The sequence below is a fragment of the Mycobacterium sp. VKM Ac-1816D genome, assembly GCF_000416385.1.
Classification (GTDB): Bacteria; Actinomycetota; Actinomycetes; order Mycobacteriales; family Mycobacteriaceae; genus Mycobacterium; species Mycobacterium neoaurum_A.
Genome location: NZ_AOHQ01000139.1, coordinates 17,444 through 37,283, shown reverse-complemented (window position 1 = coordinate 37,283; position 19,840 = coordinate 17,444). Strand labels below are relative to the sequence as shown.

Below are 19,840 nucleotides of genomic sequence, written 5' to 3'. Positions count from 1 at the left end.
GCTCTCCTCGGGTTGTCGTCATCTGTCGTCGGTGAATACGGCCGACCGCTTATCTTTGCGCGCCGCGACCGCTTCTTCAAAGTTGGCGGTGAGCAGCCGCACATACAGCTGCCCCAGCCCCTCGGCCTGCATATGGCCTTCCAAGCTACCGGCGTCCAGTCCACTCCACAGCGTGCGCTTGGTCAACTCGATTCCCGGCCGGGAGAATGCGGCGATCCGCTGCGCGGTCTCGAAGCAGCGTGCCAACAGCTCGTCATCGGGGACCACACTGGACACCAACCCGATCCGTTCGGCCTCGGCCGCGTCGACATCGCGACCGGTGAGCATGATCTCGAAGGCCCGCGACGCCCCGATGGCGCGCGGCAGCAGATACGACAATCCCAGCTCGCTGGCCGTCAGCCCGTTGTTGATACCCGCCGCCCGAAAATACGCCCCACCCGCGGCGATTCGGATATCGCAGGCCAGCGCCAGGCACAGGCCTCCGCCGATGGCCGCACCGTTGACCGCGGCGATCACGGGCTGATGCAGCCGGCGCAAGGCCAGGATAACCCCGTCGAGGACCTCCATGGACCGCAGCGCGAACGCCGGCCTGGTGAGGCCCTCGACATGGGGCACGGAGCCGGCGGACTTGTGGTCGGCGCCGGAGGAGAATCCCCGGCCGGCGCCGGTCAGCACGACCACCCGGACCGAATTGTCATGGTGCAGATCGGCCAGCACGGCGCGCAGCGGCACCATGACGTCGAACGCCATCGAGTTCATCCGCTCGGGCCTGTTCAACGTGACCAACGCCACGCCGGGTGCCGGCTGGGAGACCTTTACGAATTCACTGTGCTCAGTCACGCCGTGCACGTTATCGCGGCACGGCCCGCCCGATGGCGCAGTCGACGATCGACCGTCAGTTCTGTTGCGACGCGATGGCCGCGTCGACGTCGAACTCCTTGATCTTGGTGATCAGCTCCTCGAGCTGAGCGGGACCGAGCGCGCCGGACTGGCGAAACACCTGGTGTCCCTTCTTGAAGGCCATCAGGGTCGGGATGGCCTGGATCTCGGCGGCCTGCGCCAACTCGGGCTCAGCCTCGGTGTCCACCTTGGCGTGCACGATATCGGGGTGCTTGTCCGCCGACGCTCCGAACGTCGGGGCGAAGGCGCGACACGGACCGCACCAGGTCGCCCAGAAGTCGACGATGACGATCTCGTTGTCATCGATGACCGACTTGAATTCGGCTGCGGTGATGTCCTTTGTACTCACACTTTTCCTAACGTCGGGGCGGCGATCCCAATTCCCGGTGCCAATTCCCAGTATGTCCCGCCCGCCATCAGGTTGCGACCGCGTCGAGTGAGTAGACGCGCACCCAATCCACCTTCATCTGCTGTTCGGGGAAGGCCGCCGTCGGATCGGGGTCACCGGTCCACGGATTACCCACCGCCACGTTCAGGATCAGGTAGTGCGGCCAGGCGCCGGAGAACGGCGTCCAGTCACCGCCCATCGCCTCGTACTCGGCCTTGGTCACCTGACCGGTCTGCACACCGTCGACATGCCAGACGATGCGGTCGGCGTACCAGTCGATGCCGTACTCGTGGAACCCCGCGGACAGGTCGGTGCCGATATCGGCGCCCACATCGTGCAGTTTGACGTCGACGGTGTTGTCGCCGGCCGCGGGTCCGTGGATGTTGCCCGTCCACTGCGTCCTGCCGTCGGCGGAGCCGAACCCGGGATACTCCGCGATGTCGACCTCACCTTGACGCGGCCAGTCGAACTCGTGACCGGGTTCCAGACCGACCATCCAGAAAGCAGGCAGCAGACCCTCGGCATACGGCATCTGGATGCGGGCCACGATCCTGCTGTTGGGCATGACGGACTGGTTTCCGTAGGACACCACCCGCGCCGACGTGTAATCGTGCGGGGCGGCCGCATTGTCCGGGGTGGCCTCGCGGCGCACACTGATCACCAGGTAGCCGTTCTCGTCGACGGTGACATTGGAGAAATCCGGTGTGTAGTACTGGTTCTCACCGGCCGACTGGCCCCACCGGCCGCTCTGCAGCGACCACGACTGCATCGCCTCGGCCAACGAGGTGAAATTCGTCTCCCACAACAACACCGGATCGGAGGTGCCTGCCGAGGGATTGCCCGGCGCGGTGTCGGGGGGCACCACCACCGGGTTGGCCGACGGCCCGAGGAAGAGCGTGCGGACCTGCGACCACGCGTGCTGGATCATCGCCGTGATCTCGGTACGGATATGGTCGAGCACCTGCATCACCGGAGTGAGGCCCAGGCGTGCCATCATCTCGTGCACCACGCTACCGAGTGCGGCGGGTTCGGCCGCCGCGGCCGAGGTGGCCACCTTGATCGAACTGCTCTGCGCAACAGCTGGTTCCGATGAACCCTGATCCTCGTCGGTCGACGGGGACCGGTCGCTCTGTTCGTCGACGGCGGGACGGCCGGCGGCATGGCCGTCGTCGCGACCGGTCTGCCCACGACGGATGTCGGACTCCGACCTGCGCCGGTCGTAGGGTTTGTCCGGCCACTCCTCGACAATCACCGCATCAGGTTCGGCCACTGTGTCTGTCACCGGAGCCGCTGTCTGCGACTCGGCCTCGGACCCGGCCTCGACGTCGATATCGGCGACCGCGACGGTCCGCGGTCGGCCGAACTCCGCCATGGTGTCGGACTCGTCGCCGCGGGTGGACGCCTCGTGCCGCGCCGCGGATCGGGTGGTCTCGCTCAGCCGTGACGGAACACGCTGCCCGCGGGTTCCGGTCGGCTCTGTCGAGTCCGCATCCGAGTCCGTATCGCCCGACACCACACCGGCCGAGACGGACTCGGACTGAGACGAGTCACGTCCGGCGTCAGTCGTCGCCGACGTGCCCGGCGCGGACGAGTCACCGGCCGAGCTACCGGCACTGGCACTGCTGGCGGTCGATCCTTCGTCGGCCGTCGCGGCGGCCATCCCCTGCCCGGAGGCGATGGCGGCGGCCAGACCGGCGGTCATCATCCCCGCTCCGAGCCATAGCCGCCGCTCACACCGCTTGCGGACCTCATCAGTCGTGGGCATAGCCGCTGTCCTCCTTCACCGAACGTAAAGGCGGGAGGGCGTGACATCGGCGGGCACCGCGGCGGCATACCACCATCCGCCGATAGTGCCCAGCACAAAATCAAATCGTCACACAGCAGACCGCTACCAGTGCGCCGAACCCGAAACGACGGTCGCCGCACTGAAACTCGTTTTGCCACCAAATGTTTGAACGTGCCTGCGGCGGCGGACCGTCGCATGCCGAACAATAACCGACACGAGACGGCCATATGGCGGAATGCGGGAGCGACATTGCGGCACCGCGGGCCCGAATTGGCCCGTGACACCGAACTTCTCGTCGCCGGCACGGAGTTCAGTTAACGACGACCGAGGACACCCGTCGGGATGGTCGTGCTGTTTCGGCGACAAAACTGGTGCGGTCGTACCGTTCCGACTGTTTGCTGGTCGACTCGCGCCGACCTCGCGTACACCGGGTCAGACGGTGAAGCCGAGCGCGCGCAACTGCTCGCGGCCGTCGTCGGTGATCTTGTCCGGACCCCACGGCGGATTCCACACCCAGTTGATCTTGATCTCGTCGACCAAGCCGGGACCCACCAACGCGTTACGGGACTGATCCTCGATGACGTCGGTCAGCGGACACGCCGCCGACGTCAGCGTCATATCGATCAGGGCGACGGTGCCGGCCTCACCATCTTCCACGTTCAGGCCGTACACCAGTCCGAGGTCGACGACGTTGATCCCCAGTTCGGGATCGACCACGTCACGCATCGCCTCTTCCAGATCGGCGAGAAACTCGTCGTTGCCGGCCTTGGGTTCACTCATCGCTTGTCCTCAACGTCCTCATGGCTGGCCTCGGCCAGCGCAGCTTTGAAAGCGGTCCACCCCAGCAGCGCGCACTTCACCCGTGCCGGATACTTGGCCACACCGGCGAAGGCGATACCGTCGCCGATCACGTCCTCATCACCGGAGATGTTCCCGCGCGAGGAGATCATCTCGGTGAACGCCGCGACCGTCTTGAGGGCATCCCCGACGGTCTGGCCGATCACCTGATCGGTGAGTACCGAGGTGGCGGCCTGGCTGATCGAGCAGCCCTGGCCGTCATAGGACACGTCGAGCACCGTGTCCGAATCGGCCGAGAGCTGCACCCGCAGGGTCACCTCGTCACCGCAGGTGGGGTTGACGTGGTGCACCTCGGCACCGAACGGCTCCCGCAGCCCACGGTGATGCGGGTGCTTGTAATGGTCCAGGATCACTTCCTGGTACATCTGTTCCATTCTCATCGGGCGAAGAACTCCACCGCCCGCTTCACACCGGCCACCAGCCGGTCCACCTCGTCGAGCGTGTTGTACACCGCGAACGAGGCGCGCGCGGTGGCGCTGATACCGAACCGACGGTGCAGCGGGGCCGCGCAGTGATGGCCTACCCGCACGGCGACCCCTTCGTCGTCGAGCACCTGGCCGACATCGTGGGCGTGGATACCCTCGACGACGAAGCTGACCGGCGATCCGCGGTGTTCGGTACCCGTGGGGCCGATGATGCGCACACCCGGCACGGTGGCCAGGCCGGCCAGCGCAGCGGCGACCAACTCGTTCTCGTGCGCCTGCACGTTCGCCATGCCGATCGCCGTCAGATACCGCGCCGCCGCAGCCAATCCGACAACCTGCGACGTCATCGGCGTGCCCGCCTCGAATCGCTGTGGCGCCGCGGCGTAGGTGGCCTTCTCCATGGTGACGGTTTCGATCATCGAACCGCCGGTCAGGAACGGCGGCAGCTGGTTCAACAGCTCGCGTCTGCCGTACAGGGCGCCGATCCCGGTGGGGCCCAACATCTTGTGCCCGGAGAACGCCGCGAAATCCACGTCGAGGGCGTGGAAGTCCACCGGCTGATGCGGAACCGACTGGCACGCATCCAGCACGGTCAGCGCACCCACCGCCTTGGCCCGTGCCACCAATTCGGCGACCGGAGCCACCGCGCCGGTGACGTTCGAGTGATGGGTGAAGGCAACCACTTTCACCCGCTCGTCGAGCTGGAGGCTGTCCAGATCGATCCGACCGTCCGCGGTGATGGCGTACCACTTCAGCGTTGCCCCGGTGCGCGCCGCCAGTTCCTGCCAGGGGATCAGGTTGGCGTGGTGCTCGAGCTCGGTGGTGACGATGACGTCACCGGGCCCGACCGCGTTCGCGAAGCGCCGGTCCCCCAACGTGTAGGCGACCAGGTTGATGGCCTCGGTGGCGTTCTTGGTGAACACCAGCTCATCGTCATCGGCACCGACGAACGCCGCGATATCGGCTCGACCCTGCTCGTAGGCATCGGTCGACTCCTCCATCAGCTGATGGGCACCGCGGTGCACCGCGCCGTTGGAGGTGGTCAGGAAGGTGCGTTCGGCATCGAGTACCTGCAGCGGCTTCTGCGAGGTCGCACCGGAGTCCAGATAGGCCAGCTGACACCCGCCGCGCATCACCCGGCTCAGGATGGGGAAGTCGGCCCGGATACGGGTGATCCCCTCCAGATCCAGTGCGCGGTCGACGGATGTCGTTGTCATGGTCGGGCTCCTCCTACGCGGTGGATGTGACTAGGTTGCCGCTGCCTGGGTGAATCGCTCGTAACCGTTCTCTTCGAGCTCGTCGGCCAGTTCCGGGCCTCCGGACTCGATGATCCGGCCGTCGTAGAACACGTGCACGAACTGCGGACGGATATAACGCAGGATCCGGGTGTAGTGCGTGATCAGCAGCAGGCCACCGTTCTCCGCCTCGGCATAACGGTTGACGCCCTCGCTGACGATGCGCAGCGCGTCCACGTCGAGCCCGGAGTCGGTCTCGTCGAGGATGGCGATCTTCGGCTTGAGCAGCGACAGCTGCAGGATCTCGTGGCGCTTCTTCTCACCGCCGGAAAAACCCTCGTTGACGCTGCGCTCGCTGAAGGTGGGATCGATGTCCAGGTCGGTCATCGCGCCCTTGACCTCCTTGACCCAGTGCCGCAGCTTCGGTGCCTCGCCGCGCACCGCGGTCGCCGCGGTCCGCAGGAAGTTCGACATCGACACACCGGGCACCTCGACCGGGTACTGCATGGCCAGGAAAAGTCCGGCGCGGGCCCGCTCGTCGACACTCATCTCGAGCACATCGGCACCGTCGAGGGTGATCGCACCGGAGGTCACCTTGTACTTGGGATGGCCGGCGATCGCGTAGGACAGCGTGGACTTACCGGATCCGTTGGGACCCATCACCGCGTGGGTCTCCCCCGACCGCACGGTCAGGTTCACCCCCTTGAGGATGGGGATGTCGTCCCCGCCTTCAGGATTGGCGACGGAGACGTTGAGGTCCTTGACTTCGAGCGTGGTCATTCTTGGGCTGCTTTCGATTCCGTGATGGCTAGTTCTCGTTCGATGGCTTCGGTCAGGCGTTCGCGCACGGCGGGCACCGCGATCTTGGCGATGATCTCGCCGAAGAAGCCGCGGACCACCAGACGGCGGGCCGCTTCCTCGGGAATACCCCGGGCACGCAGATAGAACAGCTGCTCGTCATCGAAACGGCCGGTGGCACTGGCGTGTCCGGCACCGGCGATCTCACCGGTCTCGATCTCCAGGTTGGGCACCGAATCGGCACGGGCGCCGTCGGTGAGCACCAGGTTGCGGTTCGCCTCGTAGGTCTCGGTGCCGGTGGCCGCGGCGCGGATCAGCACGTCGCCGATCCACACGGTGTGCGCATCCGGCTTGTCGGAGGCCGGATCGCCTTGCAGCGCACCCTTGTACAGCACGTCGGACTTGCAGTTCGGTACCGCGTGGTCGACGAGCAACCGCGACTCGAAGTGCTGACCGTCGTCGGCGAAGTAGGTGCCGAGCAACTGGGCTTCGCCGCCCTGAGCGGTGAACCGCACGGTGGCCGTGGTCCGCACCACATCGCCACCGAGGGTGACGTTGACGTGGCCGAGCACCGCATCCTTGCCGATCCGGGCATGATGCGAGCTGACGTGCACCATGTCGTCGGCCCAGTCGGCGATCCAGATGACGCCGAGTCGGGCCGAGTCACCGACGATGATCTCGACGTTGTCGGCGTACGTGCCGCTGCCGCGCAGGTCGACCACCACGGTCGCCCGGGACAGCTCTTCCACCCGGATCTGCAGGTGCCCGTAGGCGACATTGCCCTCACCGGGACCGGTGACGACGATCTCGATGGGCTCGGCGACCTCGGTGTCGCGGGCCACGGTCACCACGGTGGCATTGCCGAACGACGAGTACGCCTGGGCCGCAACGCGATCGGAGGGCACACCGGCCTGGCCGAGACGCACGTCGTCGCGCGGCACGGACTCGACCGTCACGCCGGGGCGCTCGGTCACCTCGACCAGTGCCGAACCCGTCGCCTGCGCCGAACCGTCGTGCAGGCCGCGCAGACGCTTGAGCGGGGTGAACCGCCACAGCTCGTCACGGCCACCGGGCACCTCGAACGCATCGACGTCGAACGAGGAGAACTGCTCGCCCTTGTTGGCGTTCAGAGCCGAACCGGTTTTGCGGCCACCTTCGACCGCGGTAGTCAGTTCACTCACTAGCCGACCGCGCCTTCCATCTGGAGTTCGATGAGCCGGTTGAGTTCCAGCGCGTACTCCATCGGGAGTTCCTTGGCGATGGGCTCGACGAAGCCACGCACCACCATGGCCATCGCCTCGTCCTCGGTCATGCCGCGGCTCATCAGGTAGAACATCTGATCCTCGCTGACCTTCGACACGGTGGCCTCATGGCCCATCGTGACGTCGTCCTCGCGGATGTCGACGTAGGGGTAGGTATCGCTGCGGCTGATCGTGTCGACCAGCAGCGCATCGCATTTCACGCTCGACTTCGAGCCGTGGGCACCCTTGTTGACCTGAACCAGTCCACGGTAGGAGGCACGGCCACCGCCGCGCGCCACCGACTTGGACACGATGTTGCTCGACGTGTGCGGAGCCAGGTGCAGCATCTTGGCGCCGGTGTCCTGGTGCTGGCCCTCACCGGCGAACGCCACCGAGAGCACCTCGCCCTTGGCGTACTCACCGGTCATCCACACGGCCGGGTACTTCATCGTCACCTTCGACCCGATGTTGCCGTCGACCCACTCCATGGTGGCGCCGGCCTCGGCACGGGCCCGTTTGGTGACCAGGTTGTAGACGTTGTTCGACCAGTTCTGGATGGTCGTGTAGCGCACCCGGGCACCGGGCTTGACCACGATCTCGACGACCGCCGAGTGCAGCGAGTCGGACTTGTAGATCGGTGCCGTGCAGCCCTCGACGTAGTGCACGTACGAGCCCTCGTCGGCGATGATGAGGGTGCGCTCGAACTGACCCATGTTCTCGGTGTTGATCCGGAAGTAGGCCTGCAGCGGGATGTCGACGTGCACGCCCGGCGGGACGTAGATGAACGACCCACCCGACCACACCGCGGTGTTGAGCGCGGAGAATTTGTTGTCCCCGGCCGGGATCACGGTGCCGAAGTACTTCCTGAACAGTTCCGGGTGCTCACGCAGACCCGAGTCGGTGTCCAGGAAGATGACGCCCTGCGCCTCCAGATCCTCACGGATCGAGTGGTAGACGACCTCGGACTCGTACTGGGCCGCGACACCGGAGACCAACCGTTGCTTCTCCGCCTCCGGGATGCCCAGCTTGTCGTAGGTGTTCTTGATATCGGCGGGCAGGTCGTCCCAGGTGGCGGCCTGCTTCTCACTGGAGCGCACGAAGTACTTGATGTTGTCGAAGTAGATGCCGTCCAGATCGGATCCCCAGTTGGGCATCGGCTTCTTGTCGAAGGTGCGCAGCGCCTTCAACCGGATGTCGAGCATCCATTCCGGCTCGTTCTTCTTGGCCGAGATGTCGCGGACCACCGCCTCGGACAGACCGCGCTGGGCACTGGCGCCGGCGACGTCGGAATCCGACCAGCCGTAACCGTAATTGCCCAGGGAGGCAATGGTTTCCTCCTGGGTCAATGGTGTCTCGGGGGTGAGGGTCATCGCGACACTCCTTGTGTGGTGGTGGAATCGGCGCGGGCTGCGTGCCGATCATCGGTGGGCTCGCCGGCGGCGGCCGGAGTCGAGCTCAGTGGAACGTGCGTGGTGCAGGCGAAGTCACCGTTGCTGATGGTGGCCAGCCGCTGGACATGGGTGCCGAGGATCTCCGCAAAGGCCTCTTGCTCGGCCTCACACAGCTCCGGAAACTCCTCCGCGACATGCGATACCGGGCAGTGATGCTGGCAGAGCTGTACGCCGGGCAGCGGCCCGGCCACCGGCGCCGTGGACGTCGCGTAACCCGCCTCGGTCAGCGCCGCGGCGACCTCGTTGGCAGTCTGCTCGACATCACCGGTCACGACGGCATCGTCGATCCCGGCCAGCAGATCGTCGATCCGGCGGCGCGCGAACGCGCGCACGGCGTCGTCGCCACCGATCTCCCGTAGCTGGCGCATGGCCGCCGCGGCGAGGTCGTCGTAGGCGTGGGTGAGCTTTCCGCGACCCGCGGCGGTGAGCCGATACCGCTTGGCGGGCCTGCCTCGACCGTTGTGCTGCCAGGCCGCCGGGGCACTGGCCTCGGCGTCACCGGCCTCGATGAGCGCGTCGAGGTGCCGACGGATGCCGGCCGCCGAGATGCCCAGCCGAGATCCGATATCCCCCGCGGTGACCGGCCCTTCGAGCAGCAGCTGGACGATGGCTCCGCGGGTATGCCCATCGGTGGAGACCGAAGACAGCGCGCCGCCAGTGGCGACGGAAGTCTCCGGACGTAATTTCACAACACCATTGTGACGGAATTCGATCAGCGGTTCCACCAAGGTAACCCTTACCCGGACGGGCCGCTTGCCGGCGGCCGTTACGCTGCTCGAATGACCGCCCTCGGGTCCTTCAGTTCCGCGGTCGCCCGTTGGCATGCCGACGAGCGAGCCGTCGGTTCGCCGCTGAACAATGCCGAGGTCGTCTCGCTGCGCCGGACCAGGGTTTTCGGCGCGACCGGGACGGTGCTGATGGCCATCGGCGCGCTCGGCGCGGGTGCTCGGCCCGTCGTCCAGGACCCGACCTTCGGCGTGCGACTGCTCAACCTGCCCTCCCGCATCCAGACCGTATCGCTGACGATGACGACGACCGGCGCGGTGATGATGGCGTTGGCGTGGCTGATGCTGGGGCGCTTCGCGCTCGGACCGCACAAGATGTCCCGCAGCCAGCTCGACCGCACCCTGCTGCTGTGGCTGCTGCCCCTGCTGTTCGCCCCGCCGATGTACAGCAAGGACGTCTACTCCTATCTGGCACAGAGTCAGATCGCCCGGATCGGGCTGGACCCCTACCAGGTCGGCCCGGCTCCCGGGCTCGGGCTCGACCATGTCTTCACCCTCTCGGTGCCCAGCCTGTGGCGCGAGACCCCGGCCCCCTACGGACCGCTGTTCCTGTGGATCGGTGAGGGCATCTCGGTGCTCACCGGCGACAACATCGTCGCCGCGGTGCTGTGCCACCGGCTGGTGGTGCTCGTCGGCGTCGGCCTGATCGTCTGGGCCACCCCTCGGCTGGCCCGGCGCTGCGGCGTCGCCGAGGTCAGCGCGCTCTGGCTGGGCCCGTGCAACCCGCTGTTGTTCATGCACCTGGTCGCCGGGATCCACAACGAGGCGCTGATGCTTGGCCTGATGCTGGCCGGCACCGAGTTCGCGCTGCGCGGGATCGACGGGGTGCGCGAACACAGCTGGCGGCTGCCACCACATGCCGCGGCGATGCTCGCCGCGGGCACCGTGCTCATCACGATGTCCTCCCAGGTGAAGCTGCCCGCACTGCTGGCGATGGGTTTCGTGGTGATGGCGCTGGCCTGGCACTGGGGTGGCACCGTGAAAGCATTCCTCGCCGCGAGCTTCTCGCTGGGCGCACTATCGCTGGCGGTGATGGCGATCATCGGTTGGGCCAGCGGCCTGGGCTTCGGCTGGGTGTTCACCCTCGGTACGGCGAACGTCGTCCGATCCTGGATGTCCCCGCCGACGCTGATCGCCCTGGGCACCGGCCAGGTCGGCATCCTGCTGGGCCTCGGTGACCACACGACATCGGTGCTGGGCCTCACGCGCGGTATCGGTGTGATCATCATCGCGGTCCTGGTGAGCTGGCTGTTGTTGGCCGTCCTGCGCGGCCGTCTGCATCCGGTCGGCGGCCTCGGCGTCGCGCTGGGCGCCAGCGTGTTGTTGTTCCCGGTGGTGCAGCCCTGGTATCTGCTGTGGGCGATCATCCCGCTGGCCACCTGGGCCACCCGACCGGGATTCCGCGGGTCGGCGATCGGTATCACGCTGGTGGTGGGCATCTTCGGGCCGACCGCCAACGGTGACCGGTTCGCGCTGTTCCAGATTCTGGATGCCACGCTGGCCAGCGCGGTGATCGTGCTGATCATCATCGCCATCACCTACCGGCATCTGCCGTGGCGCGCACTGGCACCGCCGGGCCCCGACGACCCGCGACCCGGACCAGAGCCACCGGCTGCCAGACCCGACGCCTACGCTGAATCTCCGTGACCACCGGTTCTGACGCTGTCGTACGCCTGCTCGGGGTGACCAAACGCTACGGACCGGCCTCGGCACCCGCCGCCGTCGACAATCTCGATCTGGAGGTGCGCCGGGCCGAGGTGTTCGCCCTGCTCGGACCCAACGGCGCCGGTAAGACCACCACCGTGGAGATGTGCGAGGGATTCCTGCGCCCGGATTCCGGTCGCATCGAGATCCTCGGCCTGGACCCGGCGGCGGACAACGCCCGGTTGCGCGAGCGGATCGGGGTCATGTTGCAGGGCGGCGGCGGCTACCCGGCCGCCCGCGCCGGCGAGATGCTGAACCTGGTGGCCTCCTATGCCGCCGATCCCCTCGACCCGCAGTGGCTGCTCGAGACCCTCGGTCTGACCGATGTCGCCCGCACCACCTACCGCAGGCTCTCGGGTGGCCAGCAGCAGCGCCTGGCGCTGGCCTGCGCCGTCGTGGGGCGGCCCGAGCTGGTGTTCCTCGACGAGCCGACCGCGGGCATGGACGCCCACGCCCGCATCGTGGTGTGGGAACTGATCGACGCGCTGCGCCGCGACGGCGTCACCGTCGTGCTGACCACCCACCATCTGAGCGAGGCCGAGGAGCTGGCCGACCGGCTGGTCATCATCGATCACGGCCGCACCGTCGCCGCGGGTACCCCGGCGGAGCTGATGCGCAGCGGCGCCGAGAACCAGCTGCGTTTCACCGCGCCGCCGCGGCTCGACCTGTCGTTGCTCGTCTCGGCGCTGCCGGAGAACTACCGGGCCGGTGAGACCACCGCCGGTGAGTACCTGGTGGAGGGACGGATAGATCCGCAGGTGCTTGCCACCGTCACCGCATGGTGCGCCCGGGTGAACGTGCTGGCCACCGACATGCGGGTGGAGCAACGCAGCCTGGAGGATGTCTTCCTCGATCTGACCGGCCGGGAGCTGAGATGAGCGCGAATCGTTTTGCCGCCGGGACCTTCTCCCCCGATCCCCGGCCCGCCGCCGTCGGTGCGATGCTGCGGGCCCAGTTCGGCCTTGAGCTCAAACTGCTGCTGCGCAACGGCGAACAGCTGCTGCTCACCATGTTCATCCCGATCACCCTGCTGGTCGGCCTCACCCTGTTGCCGCTCGGCGAGTTCGGGGCCAACAGGGCGGCGACCTTCACGCCGGCCATCATGGCGCTGGCGGTCATCTCCACGGCGTTCACCGGCCAGGCCATCGCCGTCGCGTTCGACCGCCGGTACGGGGCGCTCAAGCGGCTGGGTGCCACCGCCCTGCCGGTATGGGGGGTGATCGCCGGCAAGTCACTGGCCGTCGTCACCGTCGTCTTCCTGCAGTCGATCCTGTTGGGCGGCATCGGTATCGCGCTGGGCTGGCGGCCACCGGTCGCGGCGTTGGCGTTGGGCGCGGTCGTGATCGCGTTGGGTACGGCGACGTTCGCGGCGCTCGGTCTGCTGCTGGGTGGCACCTTGCGCTCGGAGATCGTGCTGGCGCTGGCGAACCTGCTGTGGTTCGTCTTCGCGGGGCTCGGGGCGCTGACCCTCGACGGCGGCCCGGTTCCGGCGGCGTTGCGCTGGGTGGCCCGGCTGACCCCGTCGGGGGCGCTGACCGAGGCGCTGACGCAGGCGATGACGCTGTCGGTGGATTGGTTCGGGGTCGCCGTGCTGGCCGGTTGGGGCGTGTTGTCGGCGCTGGCGGCGCTGCGCTGGTTCCGGTTCACCTGACGGCGGTGATCACCCTCGGTGTCGACGGCTGCAAGGGCGGCTGGGTCGGCATCGAACTGCGCGACGGTCGTTATCGCGCGGCCCATGTCGACCCGCGCCTGGCCGCGCTCGTCGCCGCGGTGCCCGATGCCCGGGTGGTCGGCGTGGACATTCCCCTCGGTCTGCTCGACGACGCGGTACGAACCTCCGACCGGACCGCTCAGCGTCGACTGGGCGCGCGGTCGTCGAGCCTGTTCCTGATGCCGCCGCGGCCGGTGTTCGATGCCCCCGATCACGCGGCCGCCTGCGTGACGGCCAGGGAACTCACCGGGTCCGGGATCAGCATCCAGACCTGGGGTCTGCGGCAGAAGTTCCTCGAAGCCGAGGCGCTGCATGCCGATTCCGCGCTACCGCTGTTCGAGGTGCATCCCGAGCTGTCCTTCCGCGAGATGGGCCTGACGCCCGACGACGGGAGGAAGAAGAGCTGGCGCGGCCAGCGGGCCCGGTTACGCGTACTGGCCGGGCACGGGATCGAGATCCCCGAAGATCTCGGCGCCGCGGCGGGAGTGCCCGCCGATGACGTCCTGGATGCCGCCGCCGCCGCGTGGAGCGCGCACCGCATCGCGACGGGGGCGGCGTTCAGCCTCCCGGACCCGCCGCAGGTCGACGCGCGGGGCCGGCGCCTGGCGATCTGGTGTTGAGGCCGGGCCGGGCTCACAACCCCTACTACATCGCGTAGTTAGCGCTGCTCTACCATCGGATCCGTGGCTGTCGGACGACTCTTCCTGCGACTCGTCGACGTGCTGCCGATGCCCAGCCTGCGAACCCAGCGCATCGTGGCCTTCCTGGTCATCCTGACCCAGGGCGGAATCGCGGTCACCGGTGCCATCGTGCGCGTCACGGCATCGGGTCTGGGCTGCCCGACCTGGCCGCAGTGCTTCCCCGGAAGTTTCACCCCGGTGCCACATCCCGAGGTGCCCGGCATCCACCAAGCGGTGGAGTTCGGCAACCGGATGCTGACCTTCCTGGTGGTGCTCACCGCGGCGGCCGCGGTCATCGCCGTGACCCGCGCCCGGCGCCGCCGTGACGTCCTCGTCTATGCGTGGCTGATGCCGGCCTCGACGGTCCTGCAGGCCGTCATCGGCGGCATCACCGTGCTCACCGGTCTGCTGTGGTGGACCGTCGCGATCCACCTGCTCGTGTCGATGGCGATGGTCTGGCTGGCGGTGTTGTTGTTCGCCAAGATCGGTGAACCCGACGACGGCACCCCGACCGCGGTGGTGCCCAGACCGCTGCGGCAGCTGACGGCACTGAGCGGGTTGGCGCTCTCGGCGGTCCTGGTGACCGGAACGATGGTCACCGGCGCGGGCCCGCACGCCGGCGACAAGAGTCCCGAGCGACCGGTCCCCCGCCTGGAGGTGGAGATCACCACGCTGGTGCACATGCACTCCACCCTGCTGATCGGTTATCTGTCGCTGGTGGTGGCGCTGGGCTTTGCGCTGCTTGCCGTCGGCGCTCCGCGGCCGGTGCGGATCCGGCTGGTCGCGGTCGTCGTGCTGGTGATCGCCCAGGGCGCACTCGGCGCCGTGCAGTTCTTCACCGGCGTTCCCGAGGCCCTCGTCGCACTGCACGTGGCCGGGGCGGGAGCCTGCACAGCCGCCACGGCCGCGCTGTGGGCGTCGATGCGGGAGCGGCGCACGACCCCGGCGCCGGAGCCCGTCGCCACCGCTGCCTGATCAGCCCAGATCAGCGATGTGTGTGATTGATTCACATCTTTCACATAGACTTCGGTGATGACCGCCGGCCTCAGCGCGCACGCCCGGCGGGCGGCCATCGCCGCCCGGATCCACACCGACCGTGAGGTCGACTTCGCCACGCTGGCGGGTGAATTCGACGTCTCCGAGATGACCATCCGGCGCGATATCGAGCGGTTGGAGGAGCAGGGCATCGCCCGCCGCGTTCTCGGTGGCGCCATCGCCTACGGCGGGAAGTCCACCGAACCGTCCTTCGATGCGCGCGCCGCCGACTCCGCCGACGAAAAATTGCACATCGCCCATGCGGTGGCCGATCTGCTGCGCCCCCGCGAGACGGTCATCCTCGACAGCGGCAGCACGGTGCTGGCGGTGGCCCGCGCCGTCAAGGGCCGCAATCTCGGCCTGACGGTGATCACTCCCAGCGTGCTGGTCGCCGTCGAACTGGCCGACGAACCGGAAACCACGATCCTGCTGACCGGCGGCAAGGTGCGCCCCGGCGAGCTGAGCCTGATCGGCGCCGAGGCCGAGGACTTCTACCTGCGCTACAACTGCGACACCTATGTCATGGGGATCGCCGGGGTGGACGGTAAGCGCGGCGCCTCCGAATACCACCGCGAAGAAGGCAACGTCAAGCAGGCGGCCATGCGGTCGGCGGACCGGGTGATCGTCGCCGCCGACGCATCCAAGCTCGGCCGCGTGCAGCTGATCAATGTCGCACCGGTATCGGCGATCTCGATCCTGGTCACCGACGGACCGTCGACCCATCCCGCCGTCGAGGCACTGCGCGCCTCTGGCGTCTCGGTGGTGTGCGTCAACGCCGAACGCTCAGCGTCGACGCGCTGAGACCCCGCCGTCCTCGGCCCGCGACACCGTCGCGCCGGCCTCCTCGGCGATGAGCGCACCGGCCGCCCAATCGTGCACTGCCAGATCATCTTCGATGAAGGCGTCGAGGCTGCCCTGGGCGAGGAGGCAGAGGTCCAGGGCGGCGGCCCCGAACCGGCGCATATCGGTATACTCGGTCATCACCGCCCCCAGATCGCGCAGCTGGCGCCGCCGGTGGCCCGGGTCATACGACAGCCCGGTGCCGAGCAGCCGCACCGAGGACTCCATCAGCGGTAACGGCAGCGAGACTTCGCCGTTGCCCGAGTCGAGCCGTGCGCCAAGCCCTTTGGCCGCACTCCAGGTGGTACCCAGGGCCGGCGCGCACACCGCGCCGGCCAACCAGGACCCGTCCACGCGTGAGCGCGCCGCCACCGAGGTGCCGAAGAACGGCAGCCGCCGCACGTAATTGGTCGTCCCGTCGAGCGGGTCGACCACCCACTGCACCGGTCCCGTCCCGAGTTGTTCGGCCAGCTCCTCACCGAGGACACCATCATCGGGGCGGGCCGCGAGCAGGATCTCCCGGACGGTCTGCTCGGCGGCGGTGTCCACCGCGGTCACCACGTCACCCGCGGTGGCCTTGGTGGCGATGGGAACCCGCTCACCCCAGTGCTGCATGCACACCGCCGCGCCGCGGCGCGCCGCCTCGATCGCCAATAGCCGCAAGTCCTCGCTCATAACGAGGTACGGAATTCCTTGACCGCGTCCATCAGTTCGGCGGCTCGCGAGGCCACGGCGCGGTTCTCGAACTTGCCGTCCTCCTTGAAGTACGTGCCGACAACCGCACCATCGGCGATCGACAGTTGCTCCGCGGCGTTGTGGGCGCGCACGCCGGTGTTGACGAAAACCGGTACCGCACCGGCATTGTCCTTGACCACGCGCAGCGCCTGGGTGTCGGTGGACGCGCCGGCGGTCAGGCCGGAGACGCAGATCGCGTCGGGCTTGGTCGCGAAGACGGTGGTGGCCGTGACCGAGGCCAGGTCACGCTGGGCCAGGTACACCGCGGACTCCGGCACGATATTGAACAGGAGCTTGACGCCCGCGCCGCCGATGCGGGCCCGGTGTCGGGCCACCTCACCGACGTTGGTGTCCCACAGCCCGAAATCGCTGGCGTAGACGCCGGTGAAGATCTCGCGCACCCACTGCGCGCCGGTGGCCACCGCCAGGTCGATCGACGCGCGCCCGTCCCACAGCACGTTGACACCGTAGGGCACCGCGAAATCGCCGAGCAGCTCGCCGATCACCCGGGCCATCGTGATCGCCGTGATCGGTTCGGTCTTGGTCAGATAGGGCAGGCTGAACTCGTTGGAGACCATGACGCCGTCGACACCGCCGGACTGCAGCGCATCCAGCTCCTGCTTCGCGCGCTCGACCACGGCCTTGATACCGGCCGCCGAATCGAATCCGGGGTCACCGGGCAGCGCGGCCAGGTGCAGCATGGCGATCACCGGCTTCTGCACACCGAATACGTCATCGAGCCAACTTGTCATGGGGATTGCCTCTCCGCTTCATGGGTTTTCAGAGCTTCACGGGGTGGAAGAACGTCGCGTTCAAGCGCGGTCGTGGGTTAAACCTATGTTACTTAATCACACAAATCCAGGACTATCCCGTGATTATTCGTGATTGACGCTCACCTATTGTGAGAATATAACAGAGTCAGTATTGTGGTCCCACCGCCAGGAATACGTAGCGATCGACCGAAGGGATGGCATGCCGGAGTTCACGATCGGCATCGATATCGGCACCACCGGCACCAAGACCGTGCTCGTCGACATCGCTCGCGCGCGCATCATCGCCCAGGCCACCCACGAGAGCCGCCTGTTCTCCGATGCGCCCGGCCACGCCGAGGCCGACCCCGCCCAATGGCTGCACAATGTCCACGCCGGTATCCGCGAGGTGCTCGCCGAATCCGGTGTCGGCAGCGACCGCATCGCCGCGTTGTCCACCACCGGCATGGTCCCGGCCGTCATCGCGGTCGATCGCGACGGCGCACCGGTGCGGCGTGCCCTGCTGCAGAACGACGCCCGCGCCACCGCCGAGATCGCCGAGCTGAAGAGCACCCTGGATGACACGGCCGTCCTGCGCGCCACCGGTTCGGCGATCACCCAGCAATCGGTGGCGCCGACGGCGCTGTGGCTGCAACATCACGAGCCGCAGCACTGGGCCGCCACCGCCCATCTGGTCGGCTCCTACGACTGGGTGTTGATGGCGCTCGGGGCCCCCGCCCACGTCGAGCTGAACTGGGCGCTGGAATCCGGGCTCGGCACCGTCGAGGGTGAGCGCTACGAACCGATGTACACCGCGGCGGGGTTGTCCGCCGAGCTGGTGCCCCCGGTGCTGGCGCCGGGTACCCAGGCCGGCGAACTGAGCGCCGCGGCTGCCGCGGCCACCGGACTGAAAGCCGGACTGCCGCTCATCGTCGGCGGCGCCGACCACGTCCTGTCGGCCTACGCCGCGGGCATCAACACCGCGGGCGACTGGCTGGTCAAACTCGGCGGCGCCGGGGATATCCTGGCCGCCGCCGATACGCCGGTCATCGACGCCCGGCTCTATCTCGATGCCCATCCGGTGCCGGGCCGGTGGCTACCCAACGGATGCATGGCCACCAGCGGCAGCCTGATCCGCTGGTTCCAGACGCTGTCCGGGGGCATCGACCTGGTCGCCCTCGATGACGAGGCGCAGACCCGTAATCCGGCCGACATCCTCTGTCTTCCTTACTTTCTCGGCGAGAAGAGCCCGCTGCATGATCCGGACCTGCGTGGCGCGTTCGTCGGCCTGGACCTGGCACACACCCGCGCCGACATGTACCGCTCGGTCCTGGAGGCCATCGCGTTCGGCTTCAAACACCACACCGAGGTCTTCGCCGCCATGGGAGTGCGGTTGCAGCGTGCGTTGGTGACCAACGGCGGCAGCAAATCGGTGCTGTGGAAGCAGATTCTCGCCGATGTCCTCGACACACCGCTGTCCCCCGTCGTCGGACACCCCGGTGCCTCGCTCGGCGCTGCCGTCATCGCCGCGGTCGGCACGGGACTGTTGGACGGCTGGGACAGCACCGCGAAGTTCCAGACCCTCGGCGAGCCCGTGGTCCCCAACCCGAAGAACGTCGACCGATACGCCGAGGCCTATGCCCAGTGGCGCGAACTCGGCGACGTGCTCACCCCGATATCCCACCGCATCGCCCGAAAGGCCCGGCCATGACCACAGTCGAGAACTCCCACCACCAGACCGCCGTCGTCACCGGCGCCGGATCGGGGATCGGCCGGGCCATCGCCACCACTCTTGCCGGGCGGGGATGGCGAGTGGTGGTCTCCGATATCGACGCCGCGGCCGCCGAGCAGACCCGTGCCGGTCTTACCGGATCCGGGCACGAGGCGGCCCGCCTCGATGTCACCGATGCCGCCGCCGCCACCGCACTGGCCGATGATGTGGCCGCCCGCCTCGGGCTGCACGCGTGGGTCAGCAATGCCGGCATCTCGGCGATGGCCCGCTTCGTCGACGTCTCGGTCGAACAGCTCGACCGCAGCCTGGACATCAATCTCAAAGGTGTGTTCCTGTGTGGGCAGGCCGCCGCCAGGGCGATGATCCGCACCGGAGTCCACGGCACGATCGTCAACACCGCGTCCATGGCCGCCAAACAGGGCCGGGTGCCCTTCCTCGCCGACTATGTGGCCTCCAAATTCGGCGTGCTCGGCCTCACCCAGGCGATGGCGTTCGAGCTGGCGGCCAACGACATCACGGTCAACTGCGTGTGTCCCGGTTTCGTCGCCACCCCGATGCAGAGTCGTGAACTGGAGTGGGAGGCCACCCTCAGCGGCTCCACCCCAGACGGTGTCCGGCAGTCCTGGATCGACGCCACCCCGCTGGGCCGCCTGCAAACCCCCGATGATGTGGCGCGCGCGGTGGCCTTCCTGGTCTCCGAGGATGCCCGGTTCATCACCGGAGAAGCACTGTCCGTCAACGGCGGTGCCTACATGGACTGAGTGCTTGCCGTCGCCTGGCAGATCCC

The 19,840-nt window shown here is 67.7% G+C and carries 20 protein-coding genes; 8 read left to right on the top strand and 12 right to left on the bottom strand.

What is annotated here, in order from left to right; translation table 11 throughout:
- Window positions 1-18: 18 nt before the first annotated feature.
- From G154_RS18695 to G154_RS18650, 10 genes are all read right to left on the bottom strand, one after another.
- Entirely contained in the window at window positions 19-849 is an 831-nt protein-coding gene (locus G154_RS18695; RefSeq protein ID WP_031601475.1) for an enoyl-CoA hydratase, read from the bottom strand.
- Between the two features lie 46 nt (window positions 850-895).
- Complete coding sequence (gene trxA, locus G154_RS18690; protein WP_019513133.1) at window positions 896-1,249, bottom strand: thioredoxin; 354 nt, start codon at window positions 1,247-1,249, stop codon at window positions 896-898.
- A 67-nt stretch (window positions 1,250-1,316) separates the two neighbouring features.
- Window positions 1,317-3,053: a family 16 glycosylhydrolase gene (locus G154_RS27180; protein ID WP_234713091.1), complete on the bottom strand. Its 1,737-nt coding sequence runs from the start codon at window positions 3,051-3,053 to the stop codon at window positions 1,317-1,319.
- 453 nt (window positions 3,054-3,506) lie between these two features.
- Window positions 3,507-3,854, bottom strand: a complete 348-nt coding sequence (locus tag G154_RS18680; protein WP_019513131.1) for a metal-sulfur cluster assembly factor — start codon at window positions 3,852-3,854, stop codon at window positions 3,507-3,509.
- Window positions 3,851-4,312, bottom strand: coding sequence for a Fe-S cluster assembly sulfur transfer protein SufU (gene sufU, locus G154_RS18675; RefSeq protein WP_023985725.1), 462 nt, complete (start codon window positions 4,310-4,312; stop codon window positions 3,851-3,853). The genes G154_RS18680 and sufU overlap by 4 nt, the downstream gene beginning before the upstream one ends.
- The gene (locus G154_RS18670; protein ID WP_019513129.1) at window positions 4,309-5,574 is read right to left on the bottom strand and encodes a cysteine desulfurase; all 1,266 of its coding nucleotides are present in this window, start codon (window positions 5,572-5,574) and stop codon (window positions 4,309-4,311) included. The genes sufU and G154_RS18670 overlap by 4 nt, the downstream gene beginning before the upstream one ends.
- A gap of 30 nt (window positions 5,575-5,604) precedes the next feature.
- Window positions 5,605-6,372 (bottom strand): Fe-S cluster assembly ATPase SufC, encoded by a 768-nt coding sequence (gene sufC / locus G154_RS18665; protein ID WP_019513128.1) that lies wholly within the window; start codon window positions 6,370-6,372, stop codon window positions 5,605-5,607.
- Window positions 6,369-7,520 (bottom strand): Fe-S cluster assembly protein SufD, encoded by a 1,152-nt coding sequence (gene sufD, locus G154_RS18660; RefSeq protein ID WP_192817337.1) that lies wholly within the window; start codon window positions 7,518-7,520, stop codon window positions 6,369-6,371. Before sufD ends, sufC begins: the two co-directional genes overlap by 4 nt.
- Window positions 7,521-7,570: 50 nt before the next feature.
- The gene (gene sufB, locus G154_RS18655) at window positions 7,571-9,001 is read right to left on the bottom strand and encodes a Fe-S cluster assembly protein SufB (protein WP_019513126.1); all 1,431 of its coding nucleotides are present in this window, start codon (window positions 8,999-9,001) and stop codon (window positions 7,571-7,573) included.
- Complete coding sequence (locus G154_RS18650) at window positions 8,998-9,771, bottom strand: metalloregulator ArsR/SmtB family transcription factor (RefSeq protein ID WP_234713092.1); 774 nt, start codon at window positions 9,769-9,771, stop codon at window positions 8,998-9,000. The genes sufB and G154_RS18650 overlap by 4 nt, the downstream gene beginning before the upstream one ends.
- A 90-nt stretch (window positions 9,772-9,861) precedes the next feature.
- Between G154_RS18650 and mptB the strand changes: the two genes are divergently transcribed.
- From mptB to G154_RS18620, 6 genes are all read left to right on the top strand, one after another.
- A complete protein-coding gene (gene mptB / locus G154_RS18645) occupies window positions 9,862-11,514 on the top strand; it encodes a polyprenol phosphomannose-dependent alpha 1,6 mannosyltransferase MptB (protein ID WP_019513124.1) in 1,653 nt (550 codons plus the stop codon).
- Window positions 11,511-12,449 carry an ABC transporter ATP-binding protein gene (locus G154_RS18640; RefSeq protein WP_019513123.1) on the top strand — a complete coding sequence of 313 codons (939 nt, stop codon included), beginning with the start codon at window positions 11,511-11,513 and terminating at the stop codon, window positions 12,447-12,449. Before mptB ends, G154_RS18640 begins: the two co-directional genes overlap by 4 nt.
- Window positions 12,446-13,222, top strand: a complete 777-nt coding sequence (locus tag G154_RS18635) for an ABC transporter permease (protein WP_019513122.1) — start codon at window positions 12,446-12,448, stop codon at window positions 13,220-13,222. The genes G154_RS18640 and G154_RS18635 overlap by 4 nt, the downstream gene beginning before the upstream one ends.
- 5 nt (window positions 13,223-13,227) lie before the next feature.
- On the top strand, window positions 13,228-13,902 hold the full coding sequence (locus G154_RS18630) for a DUF429 domain-containing protein (RefSeq protein ID WP_019513121.1): 675 nt from the start codon (window positions 13,228-13,230) through the stop codon (window positions 13,900-13,902).
- Window positions 13,903-13,965: 63 nt separating this feature from the next.
- Window positions 13,966-14,937 carry a heme A synthase gene (locus G154_RS18625; protein ID WP_019513120.1) on the top strand — a complete coding sequence of 324 codons (972 nt, stop codon included), beginning with the start codon at window positions 13,966-13,968 and terminating at the stop codon, window positions 14,935-14,937.
- 57 nt (window positions 14,938-14,994) lie between these two features.
- Window positions 14,995-15,798, top strand: a complete 804-nt coding sequence (locus tag G154_RS18620; RefSeq protein WP_019513119.1) for a DeoR/GlpR family DNA-binding transcription regulator — start codon at window positions 14,995-14,997, stop codon at window positions 15,796-15,798.
- Here G154_RS18620 and G154_RS18615 read toward each other — a convergent pair.
- Together G154_RS18615 and G154_RS18610 are read right to left on the bottom strand one after the other, a co-directional pair.
- Window positions 15,781-16,512, bottom strand: coding sequence for an inositol monophosphatase family protein (locus G154_RS18615; protein WP_019513118.1), 732 nt, complete (start codon window positions 16,510-16,512; stop codon window positions 15,781-15,783). The two genes, G154_RS18620 and G154_RS18615, sit on opposite strands and share 18 nt — an antisense overlap.
- Window positions 16,509-17,324, bottom strand: a complete 816-nt coding sequence (locus G154_RS18610) for a BtpA/SgcQ family protein (RefSeq protein WP_019513117.1) — start codon at window positions 17,322-17,324, stop codon at window positions 16,509-16,511. The genes G154_RS18615 and G154_RS18610 overlap by 4 nt, the downstream gene beginning before the upstream one ends.
- Window positions 17,325-17,544: 220 nt before the next feature.
- Here G154_RS18610 and G154_RS18605 point away from each other — a divergent pair, with 220 nt between their 5' ends.
- Complete coding sequence (locus G154_RS18605; RefSeq protein ID WP_019513116.1) at window positions 17,545-19,032, top strand: FGGY-family carbohydrate kinase; 1,488 nt, start codon at window positions 17,545-17,547, stop codon at window positions 19,030-19,032.
- Entirely contained in the window at window positions 19,029-19,814 is a 786-nt protein-coding gene (locus tag G154_RS18600) for an SDR family NAD(P)-dependent oxidoreductase (protein ID WP_019513115.1), read from the top strand. Before G154_RS18605 ends, G154_RS18600 begins: the two co-directional genes overlap by 4 nt.
- The last annotated feature ends 26 nt before the right edge of the window (window positions 19,815-19,840 follow it).